This window comes from Hymenobacter aerophilus DSM 13606 (genome assembly GCF_000382225.1).
GTDB classification, from domain to species: Bacteria; Bacteroidota; Bacteroidia; order Cytophagales; family Hymenobacteraceae; genus Hymenobacter; species Hymenobacter aerophilus.
In genome coordinates, this window is record NZ_KB907801.1 from 108,615 (window position 1) to 126,242 (window position 17,628).

Annotated in this window: 16 protein-coding genes; 9 read left to right on the forward strand and 7 right to left on the reverse strand. The window is 60.4% G+C overall.

The window, feature by feature from the left end; all coding sequences use genetic code 11:
- The first annotated feature begins 9 nt into the window (after window positions 1-9).
- A complete protein-coding gene (locus tag H145_RS19545; protein ID WP_019946462.1) occupies window positions 10-600 on the forward strand; it encodes a hypothetical protein in 591 nt (196 codons plus the stop codon).
- A gap of 168 nt (window positions 601-768) precedes the next feature.
- Here H145_RS19545 and H145_RS19550 read toward each other — a convergent pair whose 3' ends face one another.
- Window positions 769-1,485 carry a head GIN domain-containing protein gene (locus tag H145_RS19550; protein WP_019946463.1) on the reverse strand — a complete coding sequence of 239 codons (717 nt, stop codon included), beginning with the start codon at window positions 1,483-1,485 and terminating at the stop codon, window positions 769-771.
- 128 nt (window positions 1,486-1,613) lie between these two features.
- Complete coding sequence (locus H145_RS0102020; protein WP_019946464.1) at window positions 1,614-3,653, reverse strand: M13 family metallopeptidase; 2,040 nt, start codon at window positions 3,651-3,653, stop codon at window positions 1,614-1,616.
- A 144-nt stretch (window positions 3,654-3,797) separates the two neighbouring features.
- Between H145_RS0102020 and H145_RS0102025 the strand changes: the two genes are divergently transcribed.
- The 3 genes from H145_RS0102025 (at window position 3,798) to H145_RS0102035 (ending at window position 5,537) form a co-directional block, all read left to right on the forward strand.
- Window positions 3,798-4,220 (forward strand): hypothetical protein, encoded by a 423-nt coding sequence (locus H145_RS0102025; protein WP_019946465.1) that lies wholly within the window; start codon window positions 3,798-3,800, stop codon window positions 4,218-4,220.
- 179 nt (window positions 4,221-4,399) lie between these two features.
- The gene (arfB, locus tag H145_RS0102030) at window positions 4,400-4,807 is read left to right on the forward strand and encodes an alternative ribosome rescue aminoacyl-tRNA hydrolase ArfB (protein ID WP_019946466.1); all 408 of its coding nucleotides are present in this window, start codon (window positions 4,400-4,402) and stop codon (window positions 4,805-4,807) included.
- A gap of 94 nt (window positions 4,808-4,901) precedes the next feature.
- Window positions 4,902-5,537 (forward strand): DUF4919 domain-containing protein, encoded by a 636-nt coding sequence (locus tag H145_RS0102035; protein ID WP_169513149.1) that lies wholly within the window; start codon window positions 4,902-4,904, stop codon window positions 5,535-5,537.
- A 75-nt stretch (window positions 5,538-5,612) separates the two neighbouring features.
- On the opposite strand, the gene H145_RS0102040 is transcribed toward H145_RS0102035, so the two are convergent.
- Together H145_RS0102040 and mgtE are read right to left on the reverse strand one after the other, a co-directional pair.
- Window positions 5,613-5,975, reverse strand: coding sequence for a hypothetical protein (locus H145_RS0102040; RefSeq protein ID WP_019946468.1), 363 nt, complete (start codon window positions 5,973-5,975; stop codon window positions 5,613-5,615).
- 160 nt (window positions 5,976-6,135) lie between these two features.
- Window positions 6,136-7,521 (reverse strand): magnesium transporter, encoded by a 1,386-nt coding sequence (gene mgtE, locus H145_RS0102045; protein ID WP_019946469.1) that lies wholly within the window; start codon window positions 7,519-7,521, stop codon window positions 6,136-6,138.
- 317 nt (window positions 7,522-7,838) lie between these two features.
- On the opposite strand from mgtE, the gene H145_RS0102050 reads away from it, so the two are divergent.
- From H145_RS0102050 to H145_RS0102060, 3 genes are all read left to right on the forward strand, one after another.
- On the forward strand, window positions 7,839-8,657 hold the full coding sequence (locus H145_RS0102050; protein ID WP_019946470.1) for a cyanophycinase: 819 nt from the start codon (window positions 7,839-7,841) through the stop codon (window positions 8,655-8,657).
- Between the two features lie 164 nt (window positions 8,658-8,821).
- On the forward strand, window positions 8,822-10,075 hold the full coding sequence (locus tag H145_RS0102055; RefSeq protein WP_019946471.1) for an OmpP1/FadL family transporter: 1,254 nt from the start codon (window positions 8,822-8,824) through the stop codon (window positions 10,073-10,075).
- A 27-nt stretch (window positions 10,076-10,102) separates the two neighbouring features.
- Window positions 10,103-11,548, forward strand: a complete 1,446-nt coding sequence (locus tag H145_RS0102060) for an SGNH/GDSL hydrolase family protein (protein WP_019946472.1) — start codon at window positions 10,103-10,105, stop codon at window positions 11,546-11,548.
- A gap of 80 nt (window positions 11,549-11,628) precedes the next feature.
- Here the strand turns inward: H145_RS0102060 and H145_RS0102065 are convergent, their stop codons facing one another.
- Window positions 11,629-12,648 carry a YpdA family putative bacillithiol disulfide reductase gene (locus H145_RS0102065; RefSeq protein ID WP_019946473.1) on the reverse strand — a complete coding sequence of 340 codons (1,020 nt, stop codon included), beginning with the start codon at window positions 12,646-12,648 and terminating at the stop codon, window positions 11,629-11,631.
- Between the two features lie 200 nt (window positions 12,649-12,848).
- Between H145_RS0102065 and H145_RS0102070 the strand changes: the two genes are divergently transcribed.
- Window positions 12,849-13,445: a lipocalin-like domain-containing protein gene (locus H145_RS0102070; protein WP_083937642.1), complete on the forward strand. Its 597-nt coding sequence runs from the start codon at window positions 12,849-12,851 to the stop codon at window positions 13,443-13,445.
- 193 nt (window positions 13,446-13,638) lie between these two features.
- A complete protein-coding gene (locus H145_RS0102075) occupies window positions 13,639-14,106 on the forward strand; it encodes a hypothetical protein (RefSeq protein ID WP_019946475.1) in 468 nt (155 codons plus the stop codon).
- An 83-nt stretch (window positions 14,107-14,189) separates the two neighbouring features.
- Here H145_RS0102075 and H145_RS0102080 read toward each other — a convergent pair whose 3' ends face one another.
- On the reverse strand, window positions 14,190-14,615 hold the full coding sequence (locus tag H145_RS0102080; protein ID WP_019946476.1) for a DoxX family protein: 426 nt from the start codon (window positions 14,613-14,615) through the stop codon (window positions 14,190-14,192).
- 66 nt (window positions 14,616-14,681) lie between these two features.
- Entirely contained in the window at window positions 14,682-17,597 is a 2,916-nt protein-coding gene (polA, locus tag H145_RS0102085) for a DNA polymerase I (protein WP_019946477.1), read from the reverse strand.
- Window positions 17,598-17,628 lie beyond the last annotated feature (31 nt).

A 17,628-nucleotide genomic window follows, 5' to 3' on the forward strand; every position in this document is an offset into this window, starting at 1 on the left:
CATAAGATTATGACCTTTTTGCCTTTTTTGCCCCCCCGCGGGCGCCACGCCGGTCTGCTGGCCGGACTCCTGACGGCGGCCACGGCCGCACTGGCCCCCTCGGGCGCCTTCGCCCAGAAATACATTACCGCTGCCGGCCTGCGGATAGGCGGCGGCCAGTACGGCCTCTCGGTGCAGCAGAAAATCCTGCCCAAGGCCACGCTCGAAGGGCTGGCGCTGGCCAGCTCGCGCGAACTGAGCGCCACGGTGCTGGCCGAGCGCCACTTCGGTATCCTGGGCCCCAGCCTCAATTACTACCTCGGCGCGGGCGGCCACCTCGGCCACCACAAAGACGACGGCACCTTCGGCGGCTTCGACGCCATCATCGGGGCCGAATACAAAGTGGCCTTCGTGCCGCTCGTGCTCAGCGTCGATTTCAAGCCCACCGTCGAAATCAACAGCGCCGACTGGGCCCGCTTCCCCACCGCCTTTTCGGTGCGCTATATTATCATCAAGGAGAAAACCAGTTTCCTGGGCGGCATCTTCGATGGCAAGGACAAGAAGAAGTCCAAGCCCAAAAAGAAGGACAAGAACAAAGGTGGCGGACTGTTCGACTTTTGAGAAACTAGAAGCTAGGAGCCAGTATAAACCCTGTCATCCTGAGCGCAGCGAAGGACCTTATCCCACGAAAACGAGCCGTTGTTACGGCCACTCTTGCGAGATAAGATCCTTCGCTGCGCTCAGGATGACAGGGTCTATGCTGGCTCCTAACTCCTGACTCCTGGCTTCTCAAATCTTATGCACCCGGCCGCTGCCGGCGGTGGAGCTGCTGATGCGCGGGTTGCCGCGCACAAACACGCCGCCCGAACCGGCGAGGCGGGCGTTGAGGCTTTCGGTAGCCTGCACCCGGCAGCTACCCGAGCCGGCCACGCGCACGTCGCAGGTTTTGGAGGCCAGCGCCTCGGCCTGCACGCCGCCCGAGCCGCTGATGCTGATTTCCTGACTGGTGGCCGAGCCACCGCCGATTTTAAGACTGCCCGAACCGGCCACCGACGAGTCGATGGTTTCGGCCGTGACGCCGGCCAGCACCAGGCTGCCCGAGCCGCCCACGGATAGCCGCAGCTTGTCGGCCCGGATGGGCTCGGCGGCCCGTAGGCTACCCGAGCCGCCCACGCTCAGGGCCGTAACGGTGGGCGCGGTTACGTAAATCACCACCTTGCTTTTGAAGTTATAGCCGCTGAACGCGCGGCTTTCGCGCACCGCGTTGATGCGCAGCTTGCCGTTTTCAACCATGGTTTCGAGGTGGGTTAAATCTTCGGCGTCGCCCTGCACTTCTACTTTCTGGGGGCTGCCCTGGCGGAAAATCACCTGCATCGAACCGCCCAGACTAACGGCCGTAAAGGGCGCCACGGTGCGCGTTTCGCGGGTGTCGGCGGCGAAGGTCTGGAAGGCGGTCAGCAGCAAAGCGAGCAGCAAACCGGGCAGCAGAAAACGGGGGCTTTTCATGGCAGAGGGGTTGAAAGGTGGAGGACTGGCGGGGTAGATGCGGCGAAGCAACCGGCCGTTGCCCGACCCCGGAAAATAAGCGGGCCGGGCAACGGGGCCGGTCTGTTTTTCGGGCTATTCGGCTTGAATTACCAGATTTTCACCCGCGCCGAATCGGGGCGGTAGAACTTGTCGCCGGGTTTCACGTCGAAGGCCTCATAGAAGGCGGGCACGTCGGCGAAGGGGCCGTTGATGCGGTACTGGGCCGGCGAGTGCACATCGGTGAGCAGGGCCTGGGCCAGCCGTTCCTGGCGCTGGTGCACCTGCCAGCCCAGCGCGTAGCCCAAAAAGTAGCGCTGCACCGGCGTCAGGCCGCCAATTTTCTCGCCTTTCTTGTACTGCTCGGTTTTCTTGAAGGCATCGAGCCCAATCACGATGCCACCCAAATCGGCAATGTTCTCGCCGGCCGTGGCCTTCCCGTTGATGTGCAGTGAATCGAGGGCCTGGTAGCCGTTGAACTGGCGCACGATGCCGCGCACGCGCTGGTCGAAGGCCTGGCGGTCGGCCTTGGTCCACCAGCTGCGCAGGTTGCCTTTCTCATCAAACTGGCTGCCCTCGTCGTCGAAGCCGTGGGTGAGCTCGTGGCCGATGGTGCTGGCCCCCGCGTAGCCGTAGATGATGGCGTCGTCGGCGTCGGCATCGAGCAGGCCGGGAATGGAGAAGATGGCGGCCGGCAACACGATTTCGTTGTTGCTGGGGTTGTAGTAGGCGTTGTAAGTCTGCGGCGTCATGCCCCATTCGGTGCGGTCGACGGGCTGGCCGAGCTTGCGGGCCTCGTAGCGGTAGCGCCACTGGTTGGCCCGCATCACGTTGGCCGCGTACGAGTCGCGCTTGATTTCGAGCGACGAGTAGTCCTTCCACTTGTCGGGGTAGCCCACCTTGCGCGTAATTTTGCCCAGCTTCACCAGCGCCTTCTGCTTGGTCGAGTCGCTCATCCAATCCAGCGCCCCGATATGCTCGCGGAACGAGGCCATGATGTTTTCGGTGAGCTTCTCGTAGCGCTGCTTGGTCTCGGGCGTGAAGTACTCCTTCACGAACTGCTGGCCCAGCACCTCGCCCAGGGCTTCTTCCTCGGTGTCGAGCACCCGTTTCCAGCGGGGGCGCTGCTCGGTGGCGCCCTGCAGCACGGTGCCGTAGAAGCGGAAGTTTTCCTGGTCGAAATCGTGGCTCAGGGTGGGGGCGTAGGCGTGCACCAGCTGCCACTGCAGGTAGGCCTGCCAGTCGGCGAGCGGGGCGGTGCGCAGCAGGCGGGCGGCCTCCTGGTAGAACTCGGGCTGGCCCACAATCACGGTGTCGGCCTTGGCGAAGGCCATTTCGGCCAGCCAGGGCTTCCAGTTGAGGCCGGGCGTGAGGTTGTCGAGCTGGGCCAACGACATCTTGTGGTAGTTGGCGTAAGGGTCGCGCAGGGCTTCGAGCTTGCGCGAGGCGCCGGCCAGCTTGGTTTCCAGCGCCATAACCCGCCTGGTGCTGGCCTGGGCCGTAGCCGCATCCTGGCCCAGCAGCCCGAACATTTTGGTCAGGTGCTTCTCATATTCCTGCCGGATGTTGGCCGTGCGCGCATCCTTGTTGAAGTAATAGTCGCGGTTGGGCAGCCCCAGGCCCGCCTGCCAGAGCTGCAGGGCCATCTTCTCGCTGTTCTTGGCGTCCTGGCCCACGTAGGGGCCAATCAGCGCGTTCACGCCCAACTGCTGCAGCCGCGCAATGGCGGCCTGCACGCCCGTCACGGTCGTGATGTTTTGGATGCTCGTCAGCTCGGTTTGCAGCGGCGCGACGCCCTGCTTGTTCACCGTGGCGCTGTCCATGCCGGTGGCCCAGAAGTCGCCGAGCTTCTGCTCCGTGCTGCCGGGGGCGGCATTGGCTTGGGCCGCATCTTCGTTGAGCTTGCGCAGGCGGGCGTAGATTTCGTTCTGCACTTCCTTGCCGATGCCCCAGTTGCTTTCGGAGGCCGGAATCGGGTGCTGCTTGAACCAGGCGCCGTTGGCGTAGTTGTAGAAGTCGTCGCCGGGCCGCACGGTGGTGTCGAGGTTGGCGCTAAGCAAATCGGGCTTGGCAGCGCCGGTTTTGCTGTTGGGTCCGCAGGCCACTACGGCCAGCCCCAGCAGCGGGGCCGCCCAAAACAGGTATTTCATGCTGGTTTATGGTTATTGGTTTTTGGTGGGTGGTAGCCGCCGGTTCCTGAAACCCTTTCGATTCGGGAAGCTACGCAGTAGATTGACAAATAGCACGTCCTCACCAGGTGCGGCCATCAACCATAAACCACTCACCAAAAACCAATGCCCCATCTGCTGCTACTCAACTTCGGCCTGGCCGCTTACCTCACCGGCCTTATCTGGACGGTGCAGCTCGTGCACTACCCCGGCTTTGCCCGCGTGGCGCCCGAACAATTTGCGCAGTTTCATCGCGAGCATTCCACCCGCATCAGTTGGGTAGTAATGGCCCCGATGCTGCTGGAGCTGGGCGCGGCCGGCTGGCTGGCTTGGCAGGGCGCGGCCCTGAGCCCGGCGGCCCGCTGGGGCCAGTTGGCGCTGGTGCTGCTGGCCTGGGCCAGCACCTTTCTGCTCAGCGTTCCGTTTCACAACCGCCTCGCCCGCGACGGCTACAGCTACATTGCCATCGACGGCCTCGTGCGCACCAACTGGCCCCGCACCCTCGCCTGGACCACCCGCCTAGGGCTGCTGGGGTGGCTGTTGTGGTGAAATTGTCTGTCATCCTAACATACTGTCATCCTGAGCATGTTGCGCTTAGAGCAAGGACGAAGGACCTATCCAGAAGGTAGTATCAAGTAATAGCTTCTGGATAGGTCCTTCGTCCTTGCTCTAAGCGCAACATGCTCAGGATGACAGTATCTTTACCTACTCATTCCAGCCCTCCCCGCATGCTTCCTGCCGCCGCCGACTTCCTGCCCGAACTCCAGTTCCAGACCAGCCGCAGCAGCGGCCCGGGCGGCCAGAACGTGAACAAGGTGGAAAGCCGCGTCGAGTTGCGCTTCCGCATTGCCGACTCGCAGCTGCTCAGCGACGAGCAGAAACAGACGCTGCTCGAAAAGCTGGCCTCACGCCTCACGCAGGAAGGCGAGCTGCTGGTAACGGCCCAGGAAGACCGCAGCCAGCTGCGCAACCGCGAAACGGCGCTACTCAAGTTTCATCAGCTGCTCGTCAAAACTCTGCACCGCCCCAAAACCCGCCGGCCCACCAAGCCCGGCAAAGGCGCCGTGCGCAAACGCCTGGAATCCAAGAAAAAGCACGGCGACAAAAAGGTTAACCGTGGCCGGGTGGATTTTTAACTAGATATTGGATGGTTTCTGCATAAATAATCGAACCTAAAGTGCTAAGCATAAAATAATGAACAGAATATTCTTGCTCTTGTATCTGCTTCTCATGGCTGCTGGTACGAATGCACAATCAGCTTTCGATTACGCTGTTGATTATCCTAGAATCGTTGCGCAATCCTCTGACCCTAAAAGCACGAATTACTATCCTGCGCTACGTAAGCGCTTCGTGGCCAACGACCCAAAGCTGACGAGTAATGAGCTACTGGCGTTGCAGATTGGACATACCCGCCAGCCTGCATACCACCCTTATGCCGACATAGATGTGGAACGGGGATTGTATGACCTGAACGCTGGCGGGCATTTTACGGCGGCCTTAGAACTGGCGGCTTCGTACCAGCGCAGAAACCCGTTGAGCCTCATGCTTAATCTGGAAAAAGCCTACGCATTGAGCAAAGCCGGACAAGCTGATAGCGCTGCTATTTACCTCAATAACTACAAGCGCTTAATGGAAACACTGTTGGCTAGTGGGGATGGGGATAAAAAACCTTATTTCGTGCTAAGTCCGATTGATGGGCAGATACTAATTACTCGGTTCTGGCAGGGTGAACTCGGGGTGATGGGCTCCAGTTTTGATAAAAAAGGTAACATGCTGGATATGCTGGAGATGAAGAGTAAATCGAAGGAAAAAACGAAAGTTTACCTGTTTAATATTCAGCATGCCCGGGTTACAATGCTGAAGTAAAGTTGCAAACAAGAGCCCCCGGCCGCTGCCACATATGGCACAACCGGGGGCTTTGCTTTGCAACGGAATGCCAGACTATACCCGCTGGAAGTGCGAGGCCTGGCGCAGCGTCCGCTCGGAGCCCGAGTTGGGGTCGTTGTAGGTGTAGTCGCCCACTTCTACCGACAGCTTCTTGCCGATGAGCTGCTTGGTATCGAGGTCCTGGCCGGCCTTGGGCTCGATGCCGACCGTTTCGTAGAGGCCCATAATCACGGGTCGGCCGGCGTCGGAGAGGTAAAAGCGCTGGAGCACGAAGCCTTCGTCGTTTTCCATGCGGGCGGCGAAGTAGGGAATGCCCTGGTTTTCGCTCTTGCCTTCTTCGATATCGGTGATTTCGACCGTGTGGCGGCCGTCGGACAGGAATCCTTTCTCCTGGCCTTTTTTAACTGGAATTTTCATGAGTTCAATGCTAAGTGAGGTTCTGCATTGCTAACGAAAATAGGCACAGGAAAGTTGGCTAATTTTTATAGCAAGATCAGGTCTTTAAGCTGCTGGTCTTGAAATTCCGTTGAAACGAAAAGCTGTCGGCCATCAGCTAAAAGCCAGCAGCTTAAAAAACCTACAGCAACGTGCCCCGCAGTACCATGGTGGCTACGGTGAAGTAGATTATGAGGCCCGTTACGTCGACCAGCGTGGCCACGAAGGGCGCCGAGGAAGTGGCGGGGTCGAGGCCCACGCGCTTGAGCAGCAGCGGCAGCATGGCCCCCGACAGCGCCCCCCACAGCACAATGCCCAGCAACGACACGCCCACGGTTATGGCAATAAGGGCCCAGTAGGGGCCGAAGTACCCGGGGTTGATGTACTTGGCCCACAGGATGATACGCAACGAGCCGACCACGCCCAGCACGGCGCCCAGCATCAGGCCCGCCAGCAGCTCGCGCCGCAGAATCAGCCACCAGTCGCCGAGCCGGAACTCGCCCAGGCTCAGGGCCCGGATGATGAGCGTGGTGGCCTGCGAGCCGGCGTTGCCGCCCGCCGAAATGATGAGCGGAATGAACAACGCCAGGACCGCGGCCTTCTGCAGGTCATCCTCGAAATGGTGCATGGCCGAGGTGGTCAGCATCTCGCCCAGCAGCAGAATCACGAGCCAGCCGCCGCGCTTCTTCACCATCCGGAAGATGGATATATCGAGGTAGGGCTCGTCCAGGGCCTCCGATCCGCCTAGCTTCTGAATGTCCTCGGTGTCCTCTTCTTCCCGAATGTTGAGGATGTCGTCAATCGTGACGATGCCGAACAGCACGCCTTCGCTGTTGATAACCGGCAGGGCCACCCGGTCGTTGCGCCGGAAGTCGTCGATGGCGTCTTCCTGGTCCTGCATGGTGTTGAGGGCCACAAAACGACGGTTGAGCAGCGCGCTCACGGCCGTGTCGGGGGCGGCCAGCAGCAAATCCCGGATGCTCACGTCGTCGATGAGTTTGCCCCGCTCGTCGGTCACGTACAGCACGCTCAGCGTTTCCGACTGCCCGCCGTGGCGGCGGATGTAGTCGAACACCTGCTGCACCGTCCAGTGCTCGCGAATGGCAATGTAGTTGGGCGTCATCAGCCGGCCCACCGACGACTCGGGGTAGCCCAGCAGCTCGAGCGTAATCTTGCGCTCGGGCTCCGAGAGGCGCTGAATCAGCTCGCGCACCAGGTCGTCGGGCAGAAACTCCAGCAGCGTCGTGCGGTCGTCGGGCGACATCTCGTTGAGAATGTCCGACATCTTGTCCTGGCTGAGGTTGGCCAGAAAGTGCTTCTGAATATCGAGGCTCAGAAACTCGAACACCTCGGTGGCCAGCTGCAGCGGCAGCAGCCGGAAAATGATGAGCTGCTCGCGTTCTTCCTCCTCTTCCAGCAGCTCCACCACCTCGGCGGGCTCAAAGCGCTTGAGGGCTTCCTTGAGTTTGAAAAACTCGCCTTCCTGAATCAGGGACGTAATGTGTTCGAGGGTCGGGTGCTGATTCATGGACTGAAGGGAAGAAGCAGTTTTTCGCTAGGCAGAAGCTATTGGTGATGGCCGAACCGAACCGGCGCGCAAAAGTACGGCTTTCCGCCCCGAATCGGTTCGGCAAAGCCCGACTTTCTGCCACCAGCCCGCCGGTTTGGCCCGCATGCCATGTCGAATAGGCAGCCTGTTCTACGGGCGCCAGCCAACCTGGGGGCAGCCGCTACAGCCCAGCTCGGCCGGGTTCTGCGGTTCGCTGGCCACTGCCGGCCACCGGCAGCGGGCTTGCCGAATCCGATGGGGGGTGTACTTTTGGCCTTCGCCTCCGCCGCTTCGCCATGCCCCAACCGCCCGCCGCCCTTCCCCTCGGCACGCTCGTCGCCCTTGGCGGCGGCGACGATGACGCCATGCTGGCTCTGCTCGGCGAGCTGCTGCCCACCCCCGAAACGCCGGTCGAAATCGTGACGGCGGCTTCGTGGCGCAATGCGGCCCGAACCGGCACGGCCTACGAGCGGTCGTTTCGCGAGCTGGGTTGCCCGGCCGCCCGGCATATGCCCGTCAGTGAGCGGCAGCCGGCCGATGCGCCGGCCAACCTGCGCCGCCTGGCCAAAGCGGGCCTCGTGTTCTTCTCGGGCGGCGACCAGGAGCGGCTGATGCAGCTGCTGGCCGATACCGAATTCGCCCGCCAGCTGCGCCAGCGCTTCTACGAGGACGAAAACTTTATTGTGGCCGGCACCAGCGCCGGGGCCGCGGCCCTGGCCGAGCAGATGATTGTGGATGGTTACGGCTGGCGGTCCTTGCGCAAGGGCGGCATCCAGACGGGGCCGGGCCTGAACCTGCTGCCGCGCCTGTTTATTGACCAGCACTTTGCCGAGCGCGGTCGTTTTGGGCGGCTGGCCCACGCGCTGCTGGCGCACCCCGCCTGCCTGGGCCTGGGTTTGGCCGAAGAAACCGGCATTATCATCCGCGGCGGCCGCCACGCCACCGTGTTCGGCGACGGCGTGGCCACCGTGATGGATGCGCGCGAGGCGCACGACACCAACGTGGGCCGCATCGGGCGGGGCGAGCCCGTGAGCGGCCAGGACCTGCGCCTGCACCTGCTCGTGGCCGGCCAGCAGCTCGATTTAGTTTCCCGCGAAATCCTTCCTTCGGCCTAAGTATCAGCACCTAATCTTCCGACGGTTGCCCGGTAAATCAAGTGGGCTATTGCATGCCCGTTTGGGTGGTGCTGCAAATTTGTTCGGCTTGCCTACTACAGCTTGTCTTTTTGCTTACATTTAGGGGCGTTAAGCCCCCAAATTCTCACTCTTTCACCCTTTGTATGAAATTTAAGTCTCTACTTCTGGCAGGAAGTGCGCTGCTTTCGGCTACCGCGGCCTCGGCGGGTGGCTACCAGGTAACCCTGGCCGGCATCAAAAACAACGGCATGGGCGGCGTTGGCGTGGGATTATCCCTCGACCAGGCTGCGATGTTCTACAACCCCGGCGCCCTGGCCATGGTGCGCGAGCGGGGGGTGCAGGTGGGCGCCAACTTCACGTTTGCCCGCAACTCGTTTGTAGCCGAAGGCAGCAACCAGCAGCGCGAGCTACGCAACAGCGTAGTGACGCCAGTGAGTTTGTTTGCCGGTTTCGGTCCTCAGGAAGGGAAATTCCGGGCGGGTATTGCCGTGTACACGCCCTTCGGCAGCAAGCTACAGTACGCCGATGGCTGGGAAGGCCGCACGGCCCTGACCGATATCGACCTGAAATCGGTGTTCGTGCAGCCCACCGTGAGCTACGCCATCACCGACCAGCTGAGCATCGGTGCCGGCCTGGTGGTATTGGCCCATGGCTCGGTAAACCTGCAGCGCGACATTCCGCTGCCCGACTCCTACGGCCACATTGAGCTCGACGGCAAGGCCGAAACCAAGCTGGGTTTCAATGCCGGTATCTTCTTCAAGCCTTCCGAAAAGCTGAGCGTCGGTATCAACTACCGCTCGAAGATTGACGCTCATGTAAAGGACGGCGACGTTACGTTCAGCGGCATCGATTCGCCGGTGTTTGCCCCACGCTTCCCGAGTGGCACCAAGTTCTCGGCTACGCTGCCGCTGATTGCCACTACCAGCATCGGTTTCGGCATTATGCCCACCGAAAACCTGACCATCGGCATTGATGCCAGCCTGGCCAACTGGAGCGCCTACCGCACCCTGCGCTTCGATTTCACCCAGGACATCAACGGTTCGAAGGTGAGCGAGTCGAAGCGCGAGTACCAGGATGCCCTGACCTTCCGCGTGGGCGGCCAGTACAAGCTGACCAGCGGCCTGACGTTGCGCGCCGGCGGCTCGTATGACGAGAGCCCCGTGAAGGATGGCTTCGTAACGCCCGAAACGCCCGACAACGACCGTCTAGGCGGTACCATCGGCGCCTCCTACAACTTCGGCAAGTTCGGGGTTGATCTGTCGGCCCAGTATGTCGGCATCAAGAAGCGCACCCAGACCCAGCAGGATTTGCTGACCAATGGTACGACTGACCGCATCGCCGGCACCTACAAGACCAACATCGTGATTCCCGGCATCGGCCTGAATTACACGTTCTAATTCTCACCGCGCTTCATCTCCGATTTCATGACTACTACTTTGTTCCGCAAAACCGCGCCGATGCTGGCCCTGCTGGGCCTAGGTCTGAGCGCCTGCCAGCCCGACCTGGAAAAGGATTTCGAGCCCAGCAGTGGCACGGCCGATTTCACCACTTACGTTGCCGTAGGTAACTCCCTGACGTCCGGCTTCTCCGATGGCGGCCTGTATCTGGAAGGCCAGCAGAACTCGTTTCCTTCCATTCTGGCGCAGCAGTTCGCCAAAGCCGGTGGCGGCGAATTTCAGCAGCCCCTGTTTCCGGATAACGGATTCAATGGCGGGGGATATTTGAAGATTACGGGCTTCAACAACGGCTCACCAACCATCGGTCCGGAAACCGCCAACCTCGCCATTGTAGGTTTGGGCGCTGATGGTAAAACGCCATTGTTGTCCCGCTACGATGGTACTGGCAACCAGAACCTCGGCGTACCCGGCATTCGGGTGGCCGATGTGCTGACGCCGGGCTATGGGCTGAACAACCCTTTGGGCTTCAACCAGTACTTCGAGCGCCTGCTCCCGGCCAGCAGTCCTTCAACCTACTTGCAGTACGTGCAGGAGCGGGTGGCTACGTTGAAGCCTACCTTCTTCACCAACTGGCTGGGCAACAACGATGTATTGGGCTACGCCAGTTCGGGCGGCACTGCTGCGCCACTCACGGAGGTGGGCGAGTTCACTACCAAATACGACCAGGTGCTTGACGCACTGACGACGAGTGGCGCTAAAGGTTTGGTAGTTACTATTCCGAATGTTAGCAATGTACCGCTCTTCACTACTGTGCCTACTGCAGGGGTAATAGCTCAGGTGCAGGGTACGCCAATCCCCCCAGAGTTGGTGCCTGTTATTGGGGCCAGTTTGGGTTTGCCTGCCGGAGCTCCATTGCCAGAAGGCACTCGTTTTGGCCTGTACATAAAAACCAGCGATGCGAAGAAGCCAATCCGGGAAGCTACGGCCAAAGACCTGATCCTGCTTCCAGCTAGTAGCTTCATCAACTCGGCACCGGTATCACCCAATCTGTTCCCAGGTGGAATCGGCCTGGTAATTCCGGGTGCATCTGCTGAAGTAGCCGGCGCACTGGCCGCTATTTCCAATGCACTGCCTAACAACTTGGTGCTCGATGAAGCTGAAGCAAAGAATGTAGCCACCCGCACGGGAGAGCTAAACGCGGCCATCAAGGCCAGTGCCAGTGCCCGCGGTTTGGCCGTGTTCGATGCCAACGCGTTCTTCGCTACAGTGGCCTCCAATGGCATTGTAGCAAATGGTGTGAACAACACGGCTGGCTTCGTAAGCGGCAACCTGTTCTCGCTCGACGGGGTGCACCCCACGCCCCGCGGCTACGCCATTATAGCCAACGAGATGATCAAGGTTATCAACTCGACCTACGGTGCCAAGGTGCCCACGGTAAACCCCAACGACTACCGGGGCGTGAAGTTCCCATAACCAGCAGCGTTCCTACTTACTGAAAAGCGCCCGCCTCAGCTGAGGTGGGCGCTTTTTTTGCGTTCGGGCTTGCTGAGGTTTCAGCTTGCTAGCTGCACCGGCTGCACCACGCTGGGCAGGGCCGGGGCCGGCTCGCCGGCCAGACGGGCAGCAATGAGTTGGGCGTGGTAACGGCCGTTTTCAATAAACCAGCGGCTGGTGTTGCGGCCGCCGCATACGGTGCCGGCCAGGTACAGGCCGGGCCGGTTGGTTTCGAGTGTTTCGGCGTTGTGGGCGGGTGTCTGGGCCGCATCGGTGCCACAGGCTACGCCCAGTGCGCTCAGAAACGAGAAATCGGGGTGGTAGCCGGTGAGGGCATACACGAACTGCGCCGGCAGCGTTTGCGGGCCGTTGGGCGTGGCCACCTCCACGGCACCGGGCGTTATACGCGTGGCGGTACTGTTGAACAGGGCACCGATGCGCCCTTCTTTGATCCGGTTGACGAGGTCGGGCCGGATCCAGTACTTGACGGACTCGGGAATTTCGGGGCCGCGCACGAGCAGGGTGGGGCGGGCACCGGCGCGCAGCAACTGCAGCGCCGCTTTAGCCGCCGAGTTCTTGGCCCCGATAATCACCACATCCTGCCCCACATGGGCGTAGGGCTCCTTGTAGTAGTGCGACACGTGGGACAGGTCTTCGCCCGGTACGTTCAGGTAGTTGGGCAGGTCGTAGAAGCCGGTGGCTACCACTACGTAGCGCGTGTGCAGCCGGCCCTTATCGGTGACGACGGTGAAATTATCCTGTTCGCCTTCCAGCCCGATTACGCGCTCGTAGAGACGCAGCGTGAGGTTTTCGGCCTGGGCCACGCGGCGGTAGTAGTCGAGGGCATCTTCGCGCAGGGGTTTGTAGTGCAGCGTACTCATGGGGTAGCCCCCGATTTCGAGCAGCTCGGGCGTCGAGAAGAACTCCATGTTGGTGGGGTAGCCGACCAGTGAGTTCACCAGCGCGCCCTTGTCGAGCACCACCACGCGCAGGCCGCGCCGCTGCACCTCCAGGGCGCAGGCCAGCCCCACCGGCCCGGCCCCGATTACGGCCACATCGAAGGAAAGAGAATCTTGCATAGTACCCGTAGTAACAGCCGCTGGCAACCTGAGGTTGTGCGGCGGCGGGAGTGGTTGACACTACTGCTCGGCTTCAAGTAGCTATTTTTGATGCAACTGGACTGGATAACCGGAAATTCAAAAGTCCCGGAATAGTTAGTGTACCCTGTTGGTAATGAAAGTATTAATAGGACGCCCGGCTAAAATGTAGCGTCTGAAATATGCAGATTGTTTTTTCCGGAGGCCCTAAAAAGGAAGCTATATTTGAGAAATCGGTAATCGACAATTTTAAAGGCGTTGGTGACCGGCTATCCGTTTCCTTTTATCACCTCTTTCCACCTATTATGAAGAAGAACTCCTTTCTGCTGCTGGCTTTGGCGGCCGCTGGTACCCTGACTGGTTGCGGCGACGATAAAAAATCGGAAGCGCCCAAGCCTAAAACGAAGGCGGAACTGTTGGCGGCTCACGACTGGATCCTGAGCGAAGCGACTGTTACAGTCGGGGGCCAAACCGGAGATGCTTTCGATGCGGGGCTGTATGAAGAGTGCGATAGAGATGACTACTACCGTTTTACCAACACCAACAACGGCGGCACCTATACGCTCAACGATAATACCAACGTGTGTAGCCCGCCGAACGCCGAAACAGGAGCTTGGTCGCTGAATGCGGACCAATCGAAGCTTACGCTTACCCCGCAGGGTGATGATGCCGAGGAGCTGACGGTGACTGAGCTAACAGATTCATCGCTGAAACTCAGCGCAACGGGAGACATCTTTGGCAACGCCGTTACCTTTAAGCTGAGTTATAAAGTGAAGTAAAACAACGGAAATGAGCCTAATCTGACCTTCGGACGAAGGTTGGTTTTCTGCCCGGCTTGGTTGCCAGAACTGGCGCAACTCAATCATTTAGCATTTTGGCCTACGGAGTTCCTGCAATTTCCTGCCAGAAAGCTGGAGCCAGATTGTTGCTTATTTGCACCGCATTATTCACGTTCAATTATTCCCTTCGCTAATGAAAAAGTACTCGTTGCTGGCAGCTGTTGCTATGCTCACTGTTGGGTCGTTCACCTCGTGCAGCAAAGACGATGATCCGAACCCGGTTACCAAAACCGAACTGCTCACGGCCCACAACTGGCGCATTTCCTCTTTTACTGTCAAGCTGGGCAGCGCACCAATAGAGGATATTTACAAGGATTCGCCGAAGTGCCAACAGGACGATTTTTACCAGTTCAAGACCGATAAAACATTCGTTTTTGACCAAGGCAAGGAACGGTGCGACCCAACCGAACCGCAAACCACAGTTAGCGGCTGGGATATCAATGCTGATGGCACGATTCTACTGCTACTGGAAATGAAAGGCACCACCAGCGCGGAACTCTACGAAATCAAGGAACTCACGAAAGACAAGTTACGCATTGGCCAGACGCTGACGGAAGACGGTGAAAGCCTGATGGCCGAAATTACGTTTACCGGCCTCTAAACATCATTATTACGATTAGACAAACGTCTCGCTGGCTCCGGCCGGCGAGACGTTCTCATTGAATAACAGCCCAGAAGCCAGGCTCAGGTCCGACGGGCCAGCAGGGCCTTTAGTGCCCCGGTGCTCCACAGCGCCCAGCCAATCAGCACGGGCTGGAAGTACAGGCGACCCAGGCGCTTGGCATCGGTATCGAGGCCGAAGGCGGACAGGTGGTGGGTGTACTGGTGAATATTGCCCGGAAACACGGCCGCGTAGAACAGCCCGAGCCCCAGGCCCATGCGTACCCGGTTACGGCCCTTGAGTAACAGCAGCCCCAGGCCCAGCCCGATTTCCACTACGCCCGAAGCCAGCACGGTAGTGTCTTTATCGAGCGGGATAAAGTCGGGTACCTGCGCCTGAAACGCTCGGCGCTGAAAGGTGAGGTGGCCGGTGCCGGCCACGACCATAAAGGTGCCCAGCAGCCCGCGGGCTACGTTTTGGAGCGTGGTAGTATGGAGTTGTTGGGGCATAGCAGGAAGCCAGGAGAGGCCCGGCTCCCTGCTATACGGCCTATCACCTAGCCCAGATACTCTAAGCTAGTGCGCCTGCAGCCAGTTCTCGCCGGTACCTACTTCTACCTCCAGCGGCACGCCGTGGGGCAGCAGCAGGGCCGTGGCCATCAACTCCTTTATTTTGGGCGTGATGTAGTCAACCTCCTCGCGCACGGCGTCGAATACGAGTTCGTCGTGCACCTGCAGAATCATGCGGGTGCCGAGCTTTTCCTGCACCAGCCACTCGTGGATGTTGATCATGGCCTTCTTGATAATGTCGGCCGCGGTGCCCTGGATGGGGGCGTTGATGGCATTGCGCTCGGTGTAGCCGCGCAGCGTGGCGTTGCGCGAGTTGATGTCGCGCAGGTAGCGGCGGCGGCCGAGCAGGGTTTCGGCGTACTCCAGCTCGCGGGCCCGGTTGATGCTCTCATCCATGAACTGCTTGATGGACGGAAACTCCTCGAAATAGGTCTCGATGATGTCGGTGGCTTCCTTGCGGCCGATGCCGATGCGCTGGGCCAGGCCGAAGGCCGAAATGCCGTAGATGATGCCGAAGTTGACGGTTTTGGCCTTGCGCCGCATCTCCCCATCGACCTCGCTCAGCGGCACTTTGAACACCTTGCTGGCCGTGCTGGTGTGAATGTCCTGGCCAAGGCGGAAGGCCTCAATCATCGTCTGGTCGCCCGCGAAGTCAGCCATGATGCGCAGCTCCACCTGCGAGTAGTCAGCCGCCAATAACAGATGGTCGGCGTCGCGGGGCACAAAGGCCTTGCGGATTTCGCGGCCCTTCTCGGTGCGGATGGGGATGTTTTGGAGGTTGGGGTTGGTGCTGCTGAGCCGGCCGGTGGCCGTTACGGCCTGGTTGAAGCTGGTGTGTACGCGCCCATCCAGCTCGCACACCAGCTGGGGCAGGGCCTCGACGTAGGTAGAGCGCAGCTTGCTGAGCTGGCGGTATTCCAGAATCAGGCCCGCAATGGGGGCATCGGCGGCCAGCTGGCTCAGAATTTCCTCGCCGGTGGCGTACTGACCGGTTTTGGTTTTCTTGATTTTCTTGCCGCCCAGGTCCATTTTATCAAACAGGATTTCGCCGAGCTGCTTGGGCGAGCCGATGTTGAACTCCTCGCCGGCCTCCTGGTAAATCTGGCTTTCCAGCTCCGTGATGTAGCCCTGCAGCTCGGCCGAATACTCGCCCATGGCTGCTGAGTCAATCTTCACGCCTTCGTACTCGATGGCCGCCAGCACCGGCACCAGCGGGTTTTCCACCTCGTTCAGCAAGTCCAGCAAACCCACTTCCTTCAGCAGCGGCTCGAAGACGTGCTTGAGCTGTAGCGTTACGTCGGCATCCTCGCAGGCGTAATCCGATACCTCGGCGGGCGGCAGGTCGGCCATGGTTTTCTGGTTCTTGCCCTTGGGGCCGATGAGGGCCGTAATGGGCACCGGCGTGTAGTGCAGGTAGGTTTCGGCCAGCACGTCCATGCCGTGGCGCATGTCGGGCTCCAGCAGGTAGTGGGCCAGCATGGTGTCAAACAGCGGCCCCCGGATTTCGACGCCGTAGTGCTTAAGGATGGTGAGGTCGTACTTGATGTTCTGGCCCACCTTCACAATCTGCTCGGCGTCGAAAAACGGCCGGAACTCGTCTACCAGCGCCTGGGCGGCTTCCTCGTTGTCCTGGGGCACGGGCACGTAGTAGGCCTCGCCGGGCAGCCAGCAGAACGAGAGGCCCACGAGCCGCGAGGTCATGGTGTCGAGGCCGGTGGTTTCGGTGTCGAAGCTGACTTCGGTTTGCAGCAGCAGAAACTCCAGCAGCTCGGCCCGCAGCGCGGGCGTATCCATCAAATGGTACTGATGGGCCACGTTTTCGAGGGTGCGGCGGGGGCCGGCGGGCGCGCCCGCGTGGCCGGTGCCACCTTCCTCGGCGCCAATAGCCACGGCCGCATCGGAAGAGGCCCCGAACAGGCTACCTTGACCGGCGGTGGCTACCTTGGGCCGCCGGGCGCCGCGCGGGGTGGGGGTGCCGCCGAGGGTCACGCCGGGCGCCGCGGCCCCGTCGCCGAGCACGCGGGCGGCCAGCTGCCGGAACTCCAACTCATCAAACAGGCGGCGCAGCTCGTCCATGTCGGGCTGGTCGATGATGAGTTTGTCGGCCTCAAACTCAATGGGTACGTTGCGGTGAATGGTGGCCAGCTCCTTGCTCATCAGGCCCTGCTCGGCAAACTCGCGCACGTTCTGCTGCTGCTTGCCCTTGAGCTTATCGACGTTGGCAATCAGCCCTTCCACCGAGCCGTACTCCTGAATCAGCTTCTTGGCCGTTTTCTCGCCGATGCCCGGAATGCCCGGAATGTTGTCGGAGGCGTCGCCCTGCAAGCCCAGAATGTCAATTACCTGCTCCACGCGCTCAATCTCGAAGCGCTGGAGCACGTGGGCCACATCAAGGATTTCGGCGGCGTTGCCCATAAAGGCCGGCCGGTAGATTTTCACGCACTCGGTTACCAGCTGGCAATAGTCCTTGTCGGGCGTCATCATGTACACCTCGCCGAAGCCCTGCTCCTCGGCTCGGCCGGCCAGCGTGCCAATCACGTCGTCAGCCTCGAAGCCCTCCACCATCAGAATGGGAATGTGAAAGGCCTTGATAATCTGCTTGATATACGGAATAGCCAGGCCGATATCCTCGGGCATGGCCTGGCGCTGGGCCTTGTAATCGGCGTACTGCTCGTGGCGGAAGGTTTTCTTGGCCGCATCGAAGGCCACGCCGATGTGGGTGGGCTTTTCCTTCTGCAGCACCTCGACCAGCGTATTGGTAAAGCCCAGGATGGCCCCGGTGTTGAGGCCCTTGGAGTTCACGCGCGGGTTCTTGCTGAAGGCGAAGTGGGCGCGGTAAATGAGGGCAAAAGCGTCGAGCAGGAACAGCTTGCGAACGGGGGCGGCGGGAACAACGGCGGGAGTTTCGGCAGAGTCGGTCATAGGATAGCGAAGGTACGCAGGGCGGGGCGAG